The organism is Cupriavidus sp. SHE (genome assembly GCF_000812445.1).
In the GTDB taxonomy this organism is placed as follows: domain Bacteria; phylum Pseudomonadota; class Gammaproteobacteria; order Burkholderiales; family Burkholderiaceae; genus Cupriavidus; species Cupriavidus metallidurans.
In genome coordinates, this window is the sequence record NZ_JWMB01000019.1 from 1 (window position 1) to 14,041 (window position 14,041).

A 14,041-nucleotide genomic window follows, 5' to 3' on the forward strand; every position below is an offset into this window, starting at 1 on the left:
AGTGTCCAGTTTGCGCTGGAATGGCCGTCCAGATTGCCGTGGAATCAGTGTCCAGTTTGCCGTGGAATGGGTGTCCAGTTTGGCGCGGAAAACGCAAGCAGGCGTCTCGTCCGACCGGCCCTGAGCCAATCACTTTGGCCGCGAGCGCTCTTCCACATCCAGCAATTGCCAGCGGATCGACGAGGCATCGGCAGGTGGATTCGGCACCTGATACTCCCGCACGCGCAGCTTGTAGCTGACGCCGGGCTCGAAATCGAGCCCCTCGATCGCCCCGTACCAGAGCTGCCAAGGGGCATCAGGTGACTCGCGCCAGCGATAGCACTGCATCTTGCCCACGCCCGAGCATTCCACTCGCTGCGAATCGATATAGACGATCTTTTCCTTGCCGGATGCCGCATCGATCTTCGCACCGCGCCGGCCCACGCCTTCACGCTCGACGAACTGCAGCAGATCACCATCGGCCGTCTTCCAGACGATCTGCCGCCCGGTGGAGCCTGCCGACGGCTGCGTGCCGACCGTGGTGAACGGCGACGCCATCGCCTTGAGCAGCGCCGATTCGAGCTCCATGCGCGGCCCCGGGCAAGCCATTCGCGTGCCGGCGATGCGATCAAAGCGAATGCCGGTGCTGGTCTTGCCGTAGCCGCCCGTGAAGCGGTTGCAGCCGCTGGTGCCGCTTACCGTGCCTTGCGGGGAATCGATGCCGTCGTTGAAGTCGAAGATGATCGGCTGACCATTGTCGCCGTGGGGAATATCGCGCAGCGTGCCATCGGGACGCTGCCACCGCACGAGTTCCCAACGGCTCGGACCGCTCGAGCGCGTTTCACTGAGGCTGGTATTGGCCGATGGTGTATCGGGAGGTTGGCCGCTAGCGCAAGCTGACATGATGGTGGCGGAAGCAAGGGCCAAAGTCATGGCCAGGGGACGAAGAATCTTTTGCATGGGTCGACTCCTTTGCTTGAAACGCCTGCGGCTCGAATGCTTGCGTTCTCTCGCCGTATGGGAGACATACGGGAGAGGACGCAAGCGCTTGAAGAGCCTCAGGCAACACTCAGTCTAGTGGAACGGCGCTTACGCCGCATCAGCGCAACACCGGTGCCAGCGCGCCCAGCGTGCGTGCCGTCGCGCCACGATGGAGGCCGGCGAAGGTCAGCGCGTGCTCGCGCATGTCCGCAAGCCGCGTTGCGTCACCGAGGGTGGCAGCAGCGGCAACCATCAGTTCGTCCGCATCGGCCACGCGCTGGCACGCGCCCGCGGCAATCGCGTCCTCGGTCGCCTGCGCGAAGTTGAACGTGTGTGGTCCCATCAGCACCGGCGTGCCCACGGCGCAGGCCTCGATCAGGTTCTGACCGCCGAGCGGGATCAGGCTGCCGCCGATATACGCGATGTCCGAGGCGGCGTAGTACATCGCCATCTCGCCCATCGAATCACCAAGCACGACGTCGGCAGTAATCGGCGCCGACAGTTGCTCAATATCGAGCGCGCTGCGCCGCTGCACGCTGAAGCCGGCGCGCGTCGCCATCGTGGCCACCTCGTCAAAGCGCTGCGGATGACGCGGCACCAGCAGCAATGCGGGGCGATCCGTGCCCGGCCAGCGCGAGAATGCCTCCAGGATCAACGGCTCCTCGCCCTCGCGCGTGCTCGCGGCCGCCAGCACATGCCGGTTGCCGAAGGCCTGCCGCAGAAGCTGTCCGCGTGCCACGCCGGCCTCAGGCGGTTGCATATCGAACTTCAGGTTGCCCGTGACCTGCACCGACTTCACGCCCAACGCTCGATAGCGTTCGGCGTCGCCAGCGGTCTGGGCCAACACCATTGTGAAGTCGTTGTACAGCGCTGCGGCGGCACTGCCGAATCGCGCGGTACGCCGATAGCTGCGCGGCGACAGCCGAGCGTTGACCAGGAACAGTGGCACGCCCATGCGCCGCGTGACGTGCACCAGATTCGGCCAGACTTCCGTTTCCATGATCAGGCCGGCATCCGGCTGGAAGTAGGCCAGAAAGCGTCGGACCAGCCAGGGCAGGTCATATGGCAGGTAGCACTGCTGGACGCGTGGGTTGGCACCGTAGAGCTGCGCGCCAGTCTGGCGACCGGTCGGCGTCATGTGCGTCAGCAACAGCCGGTGCCGCGGATAGGCCGCCAGCAGCGCGTCGATCAGCGGTTGCGCCGCCCGCGTTTCGCCAACGGACACCGCGTGGACCCACAGCCATGGGCCGGCAGCCGATAGATCTCCATAGCGCCCCAGCCGCTCGCCAACATGCTGGATGTAGCCCGACTCCTTGCGCGAACGCCAGACCAGCCGCAGCAACGCCAGTGGCAAGATCAGCAGCCACAGCAACGAGTAGACGAAACGCAGCATCAAGCAGTCACTCCGCGCACGCGGATCGCTGCGTCATGGACTTCATCGACGGTCGGCACGATGCCATCGTCACCGACATTGGCAATGCGGTCGGACCAGTAGCCCTCGGTTTTCCAGCGCCATGTGGCCGTGTAGATCTCGACGGTCGGACGGCACAGGGCGGCGGCGATATGCACGAGCCCCGTGTCGACGCCGATGACAACCTCGGCGCGATTGATCAGCCCGAATCCCTGCATGACCGAGAAGCGCGGCAGGACGCGCGCGCCGGGAATACCCGCTGCCAGCGCCTCGGCGTCGCGGCGCTCCGCCTCACTGCCCCAGGGCAGCAGCACAGTCAGCCCCTCCGCTTCGAGCCTCCGCCCCAGCGCGTGCCAGTTCTCCACCGCCCAGCGCTTCTTCGCGCCAGCCGTTGCATGGAAGCAGACCGCGTAACGCGCGGGCAGGTCCGCCCACAACGGATCATCGACGCTCAACGTATTGGCCGCGGGGCCGAAGAAGCGTGGCGGCTCGGGCGGGGTAATGCCGGTCAGCGCGGCGCCAAGCAGACGCGAGCGCCGCACCGAGTGAGTCTGGCGCGGCACCTTGATGGGGGCCGTATAGAACAACCGGGCGGCTGGCTCGTAGCCCGATCCCTGCGTGGCATTGCCCAGGCCAATCACCGGCGCCCCGGCCACACGCGCGGCGGTGCGAGCCACGATGGCGGTCTTCAGGAGCCCCTGCGTCTCGAGCACGGCGTCATAGGGCCTCGCCTGGATGGCATCGCGCAGCGCGCCAATCTCCGCCCAGGTCTCGCCGCGCCAGAAGCGCTTGCGCCAGCGGCGCAGCGCGAACGGAATCACGCGGCCCACTTCGGGCAGCAGCCGCACCAGATCAACATAACCTTCCTCGACCACCCAGTCGATCTCGGCATCGGGCCAGCGCGCGCGCAGATCGTGCACGAGCGGCATGTTGTGCACCACGTCGCCCAGCGACGACACCTTGACGATCAGGATACGAGGCCGCGCGGGCAGCCCAAACGGAGACACCGCCGCTTGCGGCGACGGTGTCTCCTGGTTCGATACCTGCACGATGTCAGAACGGGAGCTTCGCATCCGGTTTCTCAGCCAGAATCACACGCTTGAATTCGGCCTGGATACGGGCCAGCGCGGCATCGTTGTCGGCCTCGAAACGCATCACCACCACCGGCGTGGTGTTGGACGGACGCGCCAGGCCAAAGCCGTCCGGATACTCGACGCGAACGCCGTCGATCGTGATGACTTCCTTCGCGCCGTCGAACTTCGCATTGGCGCGGATCTTGTCGAGCAGCGTGAACGCCTCGCCCTCGGCGCACTTTAGCTGCAGCTCGGGCGTGCAATTCGAATTCGGCAGTGCGTTGAGCACGGCGCTGGCGTCGGCGTGGCGCGACAGGATCTCGAGCAGCCGCGCGCCCGTGTACAGGCCATCGTCGAAGCCGTACCAGCGATCCTTGAAGAACACGTGGCCGCTCATCTCGCCGGCGATCGGCGCGCCCGTTTCCTTGAGTTTGGCCTTGACCAGCGAATGGCCCGTCTTCCACATCAGCGGTTCGCCGCCGTGCTGGCGGATCCACGGGGCCAGCTTGCCCGTGCATTTGACGTCGTAAATCACCTGCGCGCCGGGATTGCGCGAGAGGATCTCCTGCGCGAACAGCATCAGTTGCCGGTCCGGGAAGATGACTTGCCCGTCCTTGGTGACCACGCCCAGGCGGTCGCCGTCACCATCGAATGCCAGACCCAGCTCGCAATCCGTGTCGCGCAGGCACTGGATCAGGTCCTGCAGGTTCTCCACGTGGGCGGGATCGGGATGGTGGTTCGGGAAATGGCCGTCGACATCGCAGAACAGTTCGGTCACTTCGCAACCGAGCGCGCGGAACAGGTCGCCCACGAACGCGCCGGCCACGCCGTTGCCGGCATCGAGCGCGATCTTCATGGGGCGCGCCAGCTTCACATCGCCGACGATGCGGTCCAGGTATTGCTGGCGCACATCGACGAGCTTGTAGCCGCCATTACCCTTGGCGAAGTTGCCCGCCTCGATGCGTTGGCGCAGCGCCTGGATCTGCTCACCGTAGATCGCCTTGCCGCCGAGCACCATCTTGAAACCGTTGTAGTCGGGCGGGTTGTGGCTGCCCGTGACCATGATGCCGGACGTGGCGCGGCGGCCGTCCAGCTCGATATTGGTGCCGAAGTAGACCATCGGCGTGGCAACCATGCCCAGATCGATCACGTCGAGCCCGGCGGCGCGAAGGCCTTCGACGAGCCCTCCCAGCAGATCGGGCCCGGACAGGCGGCCGTCACGGCCGACCACCACGGCCCGCTCGCCTTGCTCGGCGGCGGCAGAGCCAAAAGACAGGCCGATGAAGCGGGCCACTTCGGGGGTTAGCGTCTTGCCAACGATGCCTCGGATGTCGTAGGCCTTGAAGATCGAAGGTTCAATTTGCATATGGCTTCCCATGTCTGAAGTTCACGGTGCGATACCGACCGGCAACAGCTAGCCGGACGGGGCGCGGGCAGGGCGCCAAAAACTCGTATTGTGCCGGATTGCGAAGTCAGCGCCAGTTTATAATCCCTCGATCACCCAAACCCGGGCGATCCGTGCGCCACGCCACGGATCTGGCAACGCCCGTTCTTGGCCATGTGCGGGGCGCTTGCCAGTGCTTCTTTACCAACTTTTTCCCGCGTTCGTGCAGAACCTGCCCTCCCCCCGGCCCCGCGTCGCGTACGTCATTACCAATACCGAGATTGGCGGGGCGCAGTCGCATGTCGCAGACCTGCTGCGCGCACTGCGCGGCCGGATCGACGCCACCGTACTGGCGGGCGGGGATGGCCCCCTGTTCGCGACCGCGCAGGCCGCTGGCGCCGAAACCGTCCGGCTCTCGCTGCTCGACAATGCCATGTCGGTAGGCAAGGCCATCGCCACATTTCGCCAACTGAAAGCCGCCCTGCGCCACGCGGCGCCGGACCTGATTCACGTCCATAGCGCCAAGGCAGGCGCGCTGGGACGGATTGCCGCGTGGATGCTCGGGGTGCCCGTTGTCTACACGGTCCACGGCTTCGCGTTCAAGCCAGCGGCCCCGCTGCACCGGCGCATGGCCGCACGCATCGCGGAGTGGTGCCTTGCGCCGTTGACCACGCGGCTGATCTGCGTGGCCGACTCGGAGCGTGCCCTGGCCGCGGCGCTGCCATTGCCGGCGGCACGTGTCTGCGTGATCCACAACGGTATTCCCGACACCGGGGCTCGCGCAGAACCAGGTGGGCCGCTACGCCGCATCGTCATGGTGGCGCGCTTCGCCGCGCCGAAACGCCCGGACCTCGTCATCCGGGCCTTTGCCCGTGCAAACCTGACCGATTGTGAACTGGTGATCGCCGGCGATGGCCCCACCCGCGACGCCATGCGCCAGCTTGCCGACGAACTGGCGCCTGGGCGTATCCGCCTGCCAGGAAACGTCGACGACATCGCCAGCCTGCTGGCCTCGGCACAGATCTTCGTATTGGCCTCCGACCATGAGGGACTGCCAGTCTCGATTCTCGAAGCGATGCGGGCCGGGCTCCCGGTGATCGCATCGGATTTGCCCGGTATTCGGGAGGAGTTCGGCAAGGCGCAGGCTGGCCTGCTGGTGCCTGGCAATGATGAAGCTGCGATGGCCGAAGCCTTGAGCACCCTTGCCCGCGCCCCCGCCAAGCGGACGGCTATGGGCCAATCGGCCCGGGCGCGCTGGAGCGAGGCGTTCGGCGTTGACACCATGGCCGACGCCACCTGGCAGGTTTACCAGCGTGTGCTCGGGCCGGGGCAGACAGCCGCGATGCCGGCCGGGGGTGCCTGAGATGAGCAACAAGCAAGCCCGCCTCACCCATTCTCAGCGAAGCCCGGCCGCGAACACGCGCGGTTCCGAAACCGTGCGTCGCGCCAGCCGGATGCTGTCCTGGGCCCTGGTCGGCCTGGTGCTGTTCGGCATCAATACCGTGGCGGCGGAATACCTGCACCACTCGGGCATCGTGACCTACGTGTTCACGCGCACCCTGCTGTGGGCGATCGTCCCCTACCTGTGCACGTTCGTGCTGCTGCATCGGTCGTTGCATCTTCCGGCAATCGAAGGCAACAGCCTTGTCGGCATGTCCGCGACGCTGCCTTTCGGCCTGCTGCTGATCGTCTTCGCCGCGTTCCATATCGAGTATTCCCGCGGCGCCCTGCTGGTCGGCTATATCACGACGCTGGTGTGGAGCGGCATCGGCTACCGGCGCTTCGTGCAGAACTACGTGCCGGTGTTCGGCTATACCGATCCGCGCACGCTTGAACAGCTTGAAGAAGTCCTGGCCATGCCCGGCGCCACGCCACCTACCCCCACCCGTTTCGAGTTCATCCATGCCATCGAGGATGCCGTCCATTGCGATGGCCTGATGCTGGACCGATCCGCCACGGCGGACCCTGAGCGGACGCGCGCGCTGGCGCGCCTGAAGCTCAGCCATGTGCGCATGTATTCGGTGGAACGGGTTGGCGAGATGCTCACGGGCCGCGTTGGCCTCGATCACATCGACGAGAATTTCCTCGACGACTATGCGCGCCACTATCTCTACGGATACGTGAAGCGCCTGGTGGACATCGCCGCCGTGCTTTGCCTGGCGCCCCTGGCGTTGCCGCTCTCCGCGCTGACGGCGCTGGCGATCCGGCTGGAATCCACGGGGCCGGTCCTGTTCCGGCAGGCGCGCGTGGGCCGCTTCGGCGAACCATTCACGATGCTCAAGTTTCGCAGCATGAGCGTGCAGCCCGACGCCACCGCCCAGTTCGCGCAACGCCACGATCCGCGCGTGACACGCGTGGGCCGCGTGATCCGCAAGTACCGTCTGGACGAACTGCCGCAGCTCTGGAACGTGCTGACCGGCGACATGAGCCTGATTGGGCCACGCCCGGAACAGGTGCCGATGGTCGACATGTTCGCCGACACCATCGCGTACTACCCGTACCGCCATCTGGTTCGCCCCGGCCTGTCGGGATGGGCTCAAGTTCAGCAGGGCTATGTCGGCACGCACGCGGAAACGGTCACCAAGCTCAGCTACGATCTCTACTACGTCAAGCATTGCTCCTTCGCACTCGACCTGCTGATTGCCGTCAAAACCGTGCGCACGCTGCTGACCGGGTACGGAGCGCGTTGATGGCAGGCATGACCGGGGATACCCCACTCACCGGCGCTCCGATGCGCATCCTGCTGGTTACAACCGGCCTGAAGATGGGCGGCGCCGAGCACCAGGTAATAGCACTCGCGCGCGCATTCCTGGCCTATGGCCACGCGGTGGCCATCCTGAGCCTGTCGCCGGGCCGCGAGATCGACGTGCCCGCCGATGCGCACGTCGTCGAACTGAGCATGAGCAAGACGCCGGCCGGCATGGCACGGGCGCTCTGGCAGGCACGCGGACTGGTCAAGTCGTGGCGACCGGACGTGATTCACGCGCACATGATTCACGCCAACGTCTTCACGCGCCTGCTGACTCGAGTCGTCCAGTGCCCGCCAGTGATCTGTACCGCGCACAGCTTTCGTGAAGGCGGCCGCCTGCGGATGATCGCGTATCGGCTGACCGACCGATGGAGCGCGTTGACGACCCACGTCAGCGAGGACGGGCGCGAAGGCATGGTCGCCTCGGGTGCCGTGCAAGCTGACCGCATCACGGTGATGCCGAATGGCATCGACATCGAACGGTTTCGGCCCTCGGCGGCGTTGCGGGGCAGCACGCGCGCGCGTCTGGGCATCAGCGCTGGCACAAGGCTGGCCCTGAATGTCGGGCGACTGGTCCCGGAGAAGGCACAAGCGCTTCTGCTGCGCGCCTTCGCGCAGATCGACCCCGCCACGCTTCCGGTCCACCTGCTGATCGCCGGTGGCGGCCCACTCCATCAGGCCCTGGCCGAGCAGATCACGGCGCTGAACCTGAATTCGCGTGTCACGCTGCTGGGGCCACGCAGCGACGTGCCCGCCCTGCTCAACGCAGCGGATACGTTCGTGCTCTCATCCGACATTGAAGGACTGCCGATGGTGCTCGTGGAAGCGCTGGCCAGCGGCTGCCCCGTGGTAGCCACCGATGCACCCGGCGTTCGGGAAGTCGTGCATGACCAGGGGACCATCGTGCCGCGCGACGACGCGACAGCGCTGGCCGTCGCGCTGGATGCAGCGCTGCGCCACGGGCGAGGTTCGTCCGCGGACGAAGCCGCACGCCGGGCCGCAATGATCGCCAGGTTCTCGATCGACGCCGTGGCGCAGCGCTGGCTGGAGATCTACGCCGGCCTCGCCGGCACGGCCCCCTGCCCCCACGTGGAGGCCGCCTGATGCGCCGGCGCGTGGCGGGCAATCTGCTGTGGATGTTGGCCGAACGCGGCTTCCAGATCGGTATCGGCATCGCCGTGGTGGCCATGCTGGCACGCGCGCTTGGACCGGCGGGATTCGCACACTTCCAGTACGCGCAGTCGATCGTGCTAATTGCCGCATCCTTCGCACTGGTCTGCGGCGCTGAAGTCGTGGTGCCGAGGCTCGTAGCCTCACCGGCACCGGCCACGCAGCACGCACTGCTTGCACACGCCTTCGTGCTACGTCTGGCCGGTGGCGCCATCGGGTACCTGCTGATGTGTGCCTACCTTGGCATCACCTCCCCTGGCCCAGAGGTATGGCACGCAGCGCTTTGGCTGGGCATCGCCATCCTCCTGCGCGAGCCGTTTGGCGTGGTGACAGCCTGGATGCAGTCCCACACCAACAACCGACCCGGCACGCTATTCAGCCTGGCCGCGCTGGCAGTCAAGGCTATCCTCGTGGGAAGCCTGTTTGCCGCCGGCGTTCACAAGATCACCGGCTACGCCGCCGCTTTCGCCATCGAGGCGATCATTCTGGCTGTGCTGCTGACGAGTTACTACTTCGTGCGCGTGCATGATCGCGATTTCGCCTGGCAAGCCCCGCAGGCGCAAGATCTGATCACGAGCGGCGCCCTGTTCTGGATCAGTTTCATCCTGATGATGGGCGCGCGCCGGGTGGACCAACTTGTACTCCAGCCAGCGGTGCCACCCGCCGATTTTGGCGCCTATGCCGCGTGCATGCAGATCCTCGACAACTTCACGATGGTGGCAAGCATTCTGGTGGCTGGCATCGCGCCGGCCTATGTCTATGCGAAAGCCGCCTATGCGGAAGCACATGCCAACATCGGCCGCATCGCGCTGGGCATCGCCGTGCTGGGCCTTGTCGGCGGCATGGCCATCGCTGGCTGCGCGCCCTGGATCGTGCGACTGCTCTACGGCAACGCGTTCGAGGCCACCGTGACACTGCTACGTGTGGCGGCCGTGGCTTCGACACTCGTGTTCGCCGACGTCGCGCTCACGCTGCTTGCGGTCTATCTGCGCAGGCCGCGCTGGGTCGCCATCAAATGGGCGCTGGTGTTTGGCGCCACGCTGACCTTCGATCTCATCGTCATCCCGCGCTACGGCAGTTGGGGAGCGATCGCGGGCTATGCATTGGGCAACGGCGTGGCCGTGCTGGTCGGCCTGACCCTGTGGTGGCGGCACCGACCGGCGCCCGAGGTGGCATCCATATGAGTACGCCGCTGCCGACCATCTGCTTCCTGACCGGGACGCTGAATGCCTTCGCTGGCGCGGAACGCATGACCGCGGTCATCGCCAATGCGCTCGCGGAACGCGGCTATCGCGTGTTCGTCCTGAGCCTGTGGGACCGGACCAGCGTGTTCCCGCTGCACGAAAGCGTGCAGCACCACGCGTTGTTCGAGCAGCGACCGTCGTTCAAGCGTGCCTACGTATCCACCGTGCTCGGGATTCGACGCTTCGTACGGGAACATGGTATCGACGTGCTGATCGAGGTTGACACCATGCTGACCCTGTTCACGCTGCCGGCGACGTCAGGCATGAAGGTGCGCAGGATCGCGTGGGAGCATTGTCATTTTGATGAGGATCTCGGGAGAAGGGCGCGAAGGGTGGCGCGGTGGTTGGCGGCTAAGACGAGCAGCTCCGTTGTGGTGTTGACGGAGCGGGACAGGCAGCGATGGCTAAATGCTCTCGGTCAGCACTGTCGGATTGCAACCATCGGCAATCCGTTGCCTTTTGCATTCCCTGCGGAGCCCGCGCCACGCCATAGCCGGGTCGTACTCGCGGTCGGCCGGCTCGTACGCGCGAAAGGCTTCGATGTTCTGCTCGATGCCTGGGCCCGCGTGGCACCGGCGCACCCGGATTGGCGACTGGTCATCGTCGGGGAAGGCGAAGAACGGGACGCACTGGAGGCGCAGGTACGAAGCCTTGCGCTCGGCCATTGCGTCGACCTGCCCGGCGCCAGCCCGGAGATCGCCAGCTACTATGGCGAAGCCTCGATCTTCTGTCTCAGTTCGCGCTATGAAGGGTTCGGCCTGGTGCTTATGGAGGCGATGGCATTTGGATTGCCAGTGGTGTCGACGAATTGCGAAGCCGGGCCCAAGGCGTTGATTCGGGACGGAGTGAATGGGCTTCAGGTACCGACTGAAGACGCGCTAGCGCTCGGTGCAGCATTATCGCGACTGATGCAGGAGAAGCATCTGTGCGAGGCGCTTTCGTCGCGGGCTCGGGATGATGCACGCCGCCACAAAATCGACGCCATTTGCCCGCTGTGGCAAAACCTGCTGGGTGATATACAGGCTGTGTAACTATTGGTAGCATTTCAAAACATGACCGCCGAGGGGTTGGCGGCAGTAGTCGCGCTAGAATGGTGAAACTCTAAGAGTCCCCCACTGCACGCCACAAATGCCCATTGCAAACTCGAATGCTTTCCCGGACGCTTGGCGCCTCTCCCCTAAATCCATAAAGTTGATTGGCCTGGCAGGCGTAATCGGCGCATTGTGCGGGTTCGCGGTGTTTCATTTTGTTCCACCCCGCTGGACCGCCAGAATCACCGTGCAGGTTGGGCAGATATCGAGCCCCGAGGGTGGCGCCGTGACAAGCCGGCTGGTGGAAAATCAGCTGACGGCGGTGGATCGCTACAATCTGCCCTCATCCCGCCTGAAGGTGCTCAACGAGCTTGGGCTGCAGGCGGGCAGTGACAGTAAGGAATCCAGGCTGATTTTCGAATCATTGCTCGGATCGCCAGGCAAAGGCCCCAATCTGATCAATTTGCAGGTTTCCGCCTACTCACGGGAACAGGCAGTGGCCGCCATGAGTTCTTCGGTCAAATTGCTTGCTGCGGAGCATCAAAAGTTGCTCGCACCGTCGATTAGCAGAATGAGCGGCGATCTCGCCAATCTGACAGACAAACTGAAGGCCGCGGAAAGGGATTATGCCAATAGCTATGCCTGGCTGGTGGCAAATGCAAAACAGAAAAATGATCCCATTAACAGTGTGCGGGATGTGCAGTTGACCAATTTGACTATGCTTGCAGACAGGCAGTCAGTTGAATTGCGGCACAGGATTATGCAATTTCAGGAGGCTCTGGACCCCACATCGAGCTATCCGACGCGACCAATGGGGGAGATTTTCGCCCCCGACCGCCCCAGCACCCCCGGCTGGGCGGTATTTGTCGCAGCCGGCGCCGTCTTTGGTCTGGCACTGGGAACCCTGCTGGTCGTCCAGCGGTTGGCAAGTCGGGCGAGGAAGCCGGACCTCTGAACTAGGCAGATCGTGAAGCGCCCGGCGCCGCGTCGGCACGCGCGACGCGGCGCACCAAGCTGGTTTCGCGCGCCAAAACGCGCGAAACCAGCGGACTCCACGACTCCCCTTACACCAGCAAGGCGTTCGCAGCCTTGCCCTCTGCCTGCGGACCATATCCGTGGACCTGACGGCCCAGGATTTCCTTGATCTGCTTCTCGTCGCTCTGGTCGGCCGCCACGCGCATGGATGCAAGCACGGGCGCAAATTCCGGCCACGGCACGTAATCCTCTCGCGCCTTCATGATCCGCTCATGGGCCGTACCTTCGGGGTTATCGCCGATCAGCAATTCTTCATAGAGCTTCTCGCCGGGGCGCAGACCCGTCACGCGGATCTCGATATCGCCATCCGGATGCTGATCGTCGCACACCGTCATGCCGGAAAGCTGAACCATGCGTCGCGCCAGATCCATGATCTTGACAGGCTGGCCCATGTCCAGAACGAACACCTCGCCGCCGTGCGCCATGGCGCCAGCCTGCAGCACCAGCTGGGCAGCCTCCGGGATGGTCATGAAGTAACGCGTCACCTTCTCGTGAGTCACCGTCAATGGTCCTCCTTCGAGCAACTGACGCCGGAAAAGCGGTACCACGCTGCCGCTGCTACCCAGCACATTGCCGAAGCGAACCATGGCGAACACCGTATGGTTGTGGACCACACCGTTTGCCTGCCCATCCATCAGGCCAAAATCCACGGCCTGACTGGCCGCAATTGCCTGCAGCACAAGTTCGGCCATCCGTTTGGTAGCGCCCATGACATTGGTCGGACGGACAGCCTTGTCCGTGGAAACCAGCACGAAGGACTCGGCTCCGGTCTCCATTGCGGCACGCGCCGCATTCAGCGTGCCATACACATTGTTCAGTACGCCTTCTGACGGATTGCTCTCCACCAACGGCACATGCTTGTACGCTGCCGCATGAAAAACCGTCGCCGGACGATAGAGTTCGCAGATCTCGCGCAGCCTGCCGAGATTGCCCACGCTACCCAGCAGGGGTACAACTTCCACCGCAAGCGCATGCTCGGCACGCAGTCCTTCGAGTTCCCGATGGACGGTGTAAAGACCAAATTCGTTATGCTCTACCAGCAATAACCTTGCGGGATTCTCCAGCAGGATCTGCCGGCAGAGCTCGCTGCCGATACTGCCACCGGCGCCGGTAACGAGCACGGTCTTGCCAGCGAGGTTGCGCGCCAGCAGTTCGGCATCAGGTGGCACTGGAGCGCGCCCAAGCAGATCCTCGATATCGAGTTCTTGAAAATCATGAACGGTGACACGCCCGGAAGCCAGGTCAACCATGCCCGGCAGCGTGCGCACGTGCACGGGGAGTTCGCGCAGCCGCGCAATGATCGCATTGCGCCTGGACCGGTCCAGGGACGGCATGGCCAGCAAAATGTCGGTGATGTCCAGACGCTCGATCGCATCAGGTACATCCTCCGGACTGAGAATGTCCACCCCGTTGATATGCCCGCCGACCTTGGTCTTGTCATCGTCAACGAAGCCCAGCAAGACAAATTGCCGAACCGCACCAAGTGCCGATGCGGTCTGCACACCGGCTTCGCCGGCGCCATAGATCAGCAGACGGCCTTCGGCATGCCTGGACTTGCCCGACCAGCCCTCCAGCCAGAACTTGGCCACTGCGCGGCTGGCTCCGACCAGAAGAAAGAACAGCATCGGCTGAATCAGGCCGACACTTCGTGGCACGCCATCCAACTTGAGGAGCAGAAGCAGGCCGAAGAACGTCACGCCGTAGATGCCGACGGCCTTCGCGGTACTGGCCAGCGCCGCCATGCCGGTGTACCGGAAGATCGCGCGATACAGACCAAAGTACACGAACAACGGGAAAGCAAGCACTGGCGCCAGCAGGTAGACATATTTCTGCTGGAACTGCGGTAGCCCGGACTGGTCCAGGCGCAAGTAAAAGGAAGCCCATACCGCTATCAGCGAAAGGACAAGATCCAGCGTTACCACCACGAAACGCTTGACCGGACGCGTCAACTTCAACAACGGTTGCGTGAATTGATTGGTCATAA

General features: G+C 64.4%; 11 protein-coding genes. 6 read left to right on the forward strand and 5 right to left on the reverse strand.

The features are described 5' to 3' along the window. Positions 1-129 precede the first annotated feature (129 nt). The 4 genes from RN01_RS09995 to RN01_RS10010 all read right to left on the reverse strand — a co-directional run bounded on the left by RN01_RS09995 (position 130) and on the right by RN01_RS10010 (position 4,810). Positions 130-939: an META and DUF4377 domain-containing protein gene (locus RN01_RS09995; protein WP_024569589.1), complete on the reverse strand. Its 810-nt coding sequence runs from the start codon at positions 937-939 to the stop codon at positions 130-132. 139 nt (positions 940-1,078) lie between these two features. Then, positions 1,079-2,353 carry a lipid IV(A) 3-deoxy-D-manno-octulosonic acid transferase gene (gene waaA / locus RN01_RS10000; RefSeq protein ID WP_024569590.1) on the reverse strand — a complete coding sequence of 425 codons (1,275 nt, stop codon included), beginning with the start codon at positions 2,351-2,353 and terminating at the stop codon, positions 1,079-1,081. Continuing rightward, on the reverse strand, positions 2,353-3,444 hold the full coding sequence (gene waaC / locus RN01_RS10005; RefSeq protein ID WP_024569591.1) for a lipopolysaccharide heptosyltransferase I: 1,092 nt from the start codon (positions 3,442-3,444) through the stop codon (positions 2,353-2,355). The genes waaA and waaC overlap by 1 nt, the downstream gene beginning before the upstream one ends. After that, complete coding sequence (locus RN01_RS10010; RefSeq protein ID WP_017514901.1) at positions 3,425-4,810, reverse strand: phosphomannomutase/phosphoglucomutase; 1,386 nt, start codon at positions 4,808-4,810, stop codon at positions 3,425-3,427. The genes waaC and RN01_RS10010 overlap by 20 nt, the downstream gene beginning before the upstream one ends. A 211-nt stretch (positions 4,811-5,021) precedes the next feature. Between RN01_RS10010 and RN01_RS10015 the strand changes: the two genes are divergently transcribed. The 6 genes from RN01_RS10015 to RN01_RS10040 all read left to right on the forward strand — a co-directional run bounded on the left by RN01_RS10015 (position 5,022) and on the right by RN01_RS10040 (position 11,977). Beyond that, positions 5,022-6,191, forward strand: coding sequence for a glycosyltransferase family 4 protein (locus RN01_RS10015; RefSeq protein WP_024569592.1), 1,170 nt, complete (start codon positions 5,022-5,024; stop codon positions 6,189-6,191). 1 nt (position 6,192) lies between these two features. Next, positions 6,193-7,518 (forward strand): exopolysaccharide biosynthesis polyprenyl glycosylphosphotransferase, encoded by a 1,326-nt coding sequence (locus tag RN01_RS10020; RefSeq protein ID WP_011517290.1) that lies wholly within the window; start codon positions 6,193-6,195, stop codon positions 7,516-7,518. After that, on the forward strand, positions 7,518-8,681 hold the full coding sequence (locus tag RN01_RS10025) for a glycosyltransferase (protein WP_029700118.1): 1,164 nt from the start codon (positions 7,518-7,520) through the stop codon (positions 8,679-8,681). Before RN01_RS10020 ends, RN01_RS10025 begins: the two co-directional genes overlap by 1 nt. Next, a complete protein-coding gene (locus tag RN01_RS10030) occupies positions 8,681-9,931 on the forward strand; it encodes a lipopolysaccharide biosynthesis protein (protein ID WP_024569594.1) in 1,251 nt (416 codons plus the stop codon). The genes RN01_RS10025 and RN01_RS10030 overlap by 1 nt, the downstream gene beginning before the upstream one ends. Further along, positions 9,928-11,022: a glycosyltransferase family 4 protein gene (locus tag RN01_RS10035; RefSeq protein WP_017514612.1), complete on the forward strand. Its 1,095-nt coding sequence runs from the start codon at positions 9,928-9,930 to the stop codon at positions 11,020-11,022. Before RN01_RS10030 ends, RN01_RS10035 begins: the two co-directional genes overlap by 4 nt. Before the next feature lie 97 nt (positions 11,023-11,119). Then, positions 11,120-11,977, forward strand: a complete 858-nt coding sequence (locus RN01_RS10040) for a hypothetical protein (RefSeq protein WP_024569595.1) — start codon at positions 11,120-11,122, stop codon at positions 11,975-11,977. A 109-nt stretch (positions 11,978-12,086) separates the two neighbouring features. Here RN01_RS10040 and RN01_RS10045 read toward each other — a convergent pair whose 3' ends face one another. Continuing rightward, positions 12,087-14,039 (reverse strand): nucleoside-diphosphate sugar epimerase/dehydratase, encoded by a 1,953-nt coding sequence (locus RN01_RS10045; RefSeq protein WP_024569596.1) that lies wholly within the window; start codon positions 14,037-14,039, stop codon positions 12,087-12,089. Between the last annotated feature and the right edge of the window lie 2 nt (positions 14,040-14,041).

Excerpts from the sequence above, each read along its gene's own strand:
- waaA (WP_024569590.1), bottom strand. The coding sequence starts at position 2,353 with ATGCTGCGTTTCGTCTACTCGTTGCTGTGGCTGCTGATCTTGCCACTG.
- RN01_RS10025 (WP_029700118.1), top strand. The coding sequence starts at position 7,518 with ATGGCAGGCATGACCGGGGATACCCCACTCACCGGCGCTCCGATGCGC.
- RN01_RS10035 (WP_017514612.1), top strand. The coding sequence starts at position 9,928 with ATGAGTACGCCGCTGCCGACCATCTGCTTCCTGACCGGGACGCTGAAT.
- RN01_RS10045 (WP_024569596.1), bottom strand. The coding sequence starts at position 14,039 with ATGACCAATCAATTCACGCAACCGTTGTTGAAGTTGACGCGTCCGGTC.
- RN01_RS09995 (WP_024569589.1), bottom strand. The coding sequence starts at position 939 with ATGCAAAAGATTCTTCGTCCCCTGGCCATGACTTTGGCCCTTGCTTCC.
- RN01_RS10040 (WP_024569595.1), top strand. The coding sequence starts at position 11,120 with ATGCCCATTGCAAACTCGAATGCTTTCCCGGACGCTTGGCGCCTCTCC.
- RN01_RS10010 (WP_017514901.1), bottom strand. The coding sequence starts at position 4,810 with ATGCAAATTGAACCTTCGATCTTCAAGGCCTACGACATCCGAGGCATC.
- RN01_RS10020 (WP_011517290.1), top strand. The coding sequence starts at position 6,193 with ATGAGCAACAAGCAAGCCCGCCTCACCCATTCTCAGCGAAGCCCGGCC.
- waaC (WP_024569591.1), bottom strand. The coding sequence starts at position 3,444 with ATGCGAAGCTCCCGTTCTGACATCGTGCAGGTATCGAACCAGGAGACA.
- RN01_RS10030 (WP_024569594.1), top strand. The coding sequence starts at position 8,681 with ATGCGCCGGCGCGTGGCGGGCAATCTGCTGTGGATGTTGGCCGAACGC.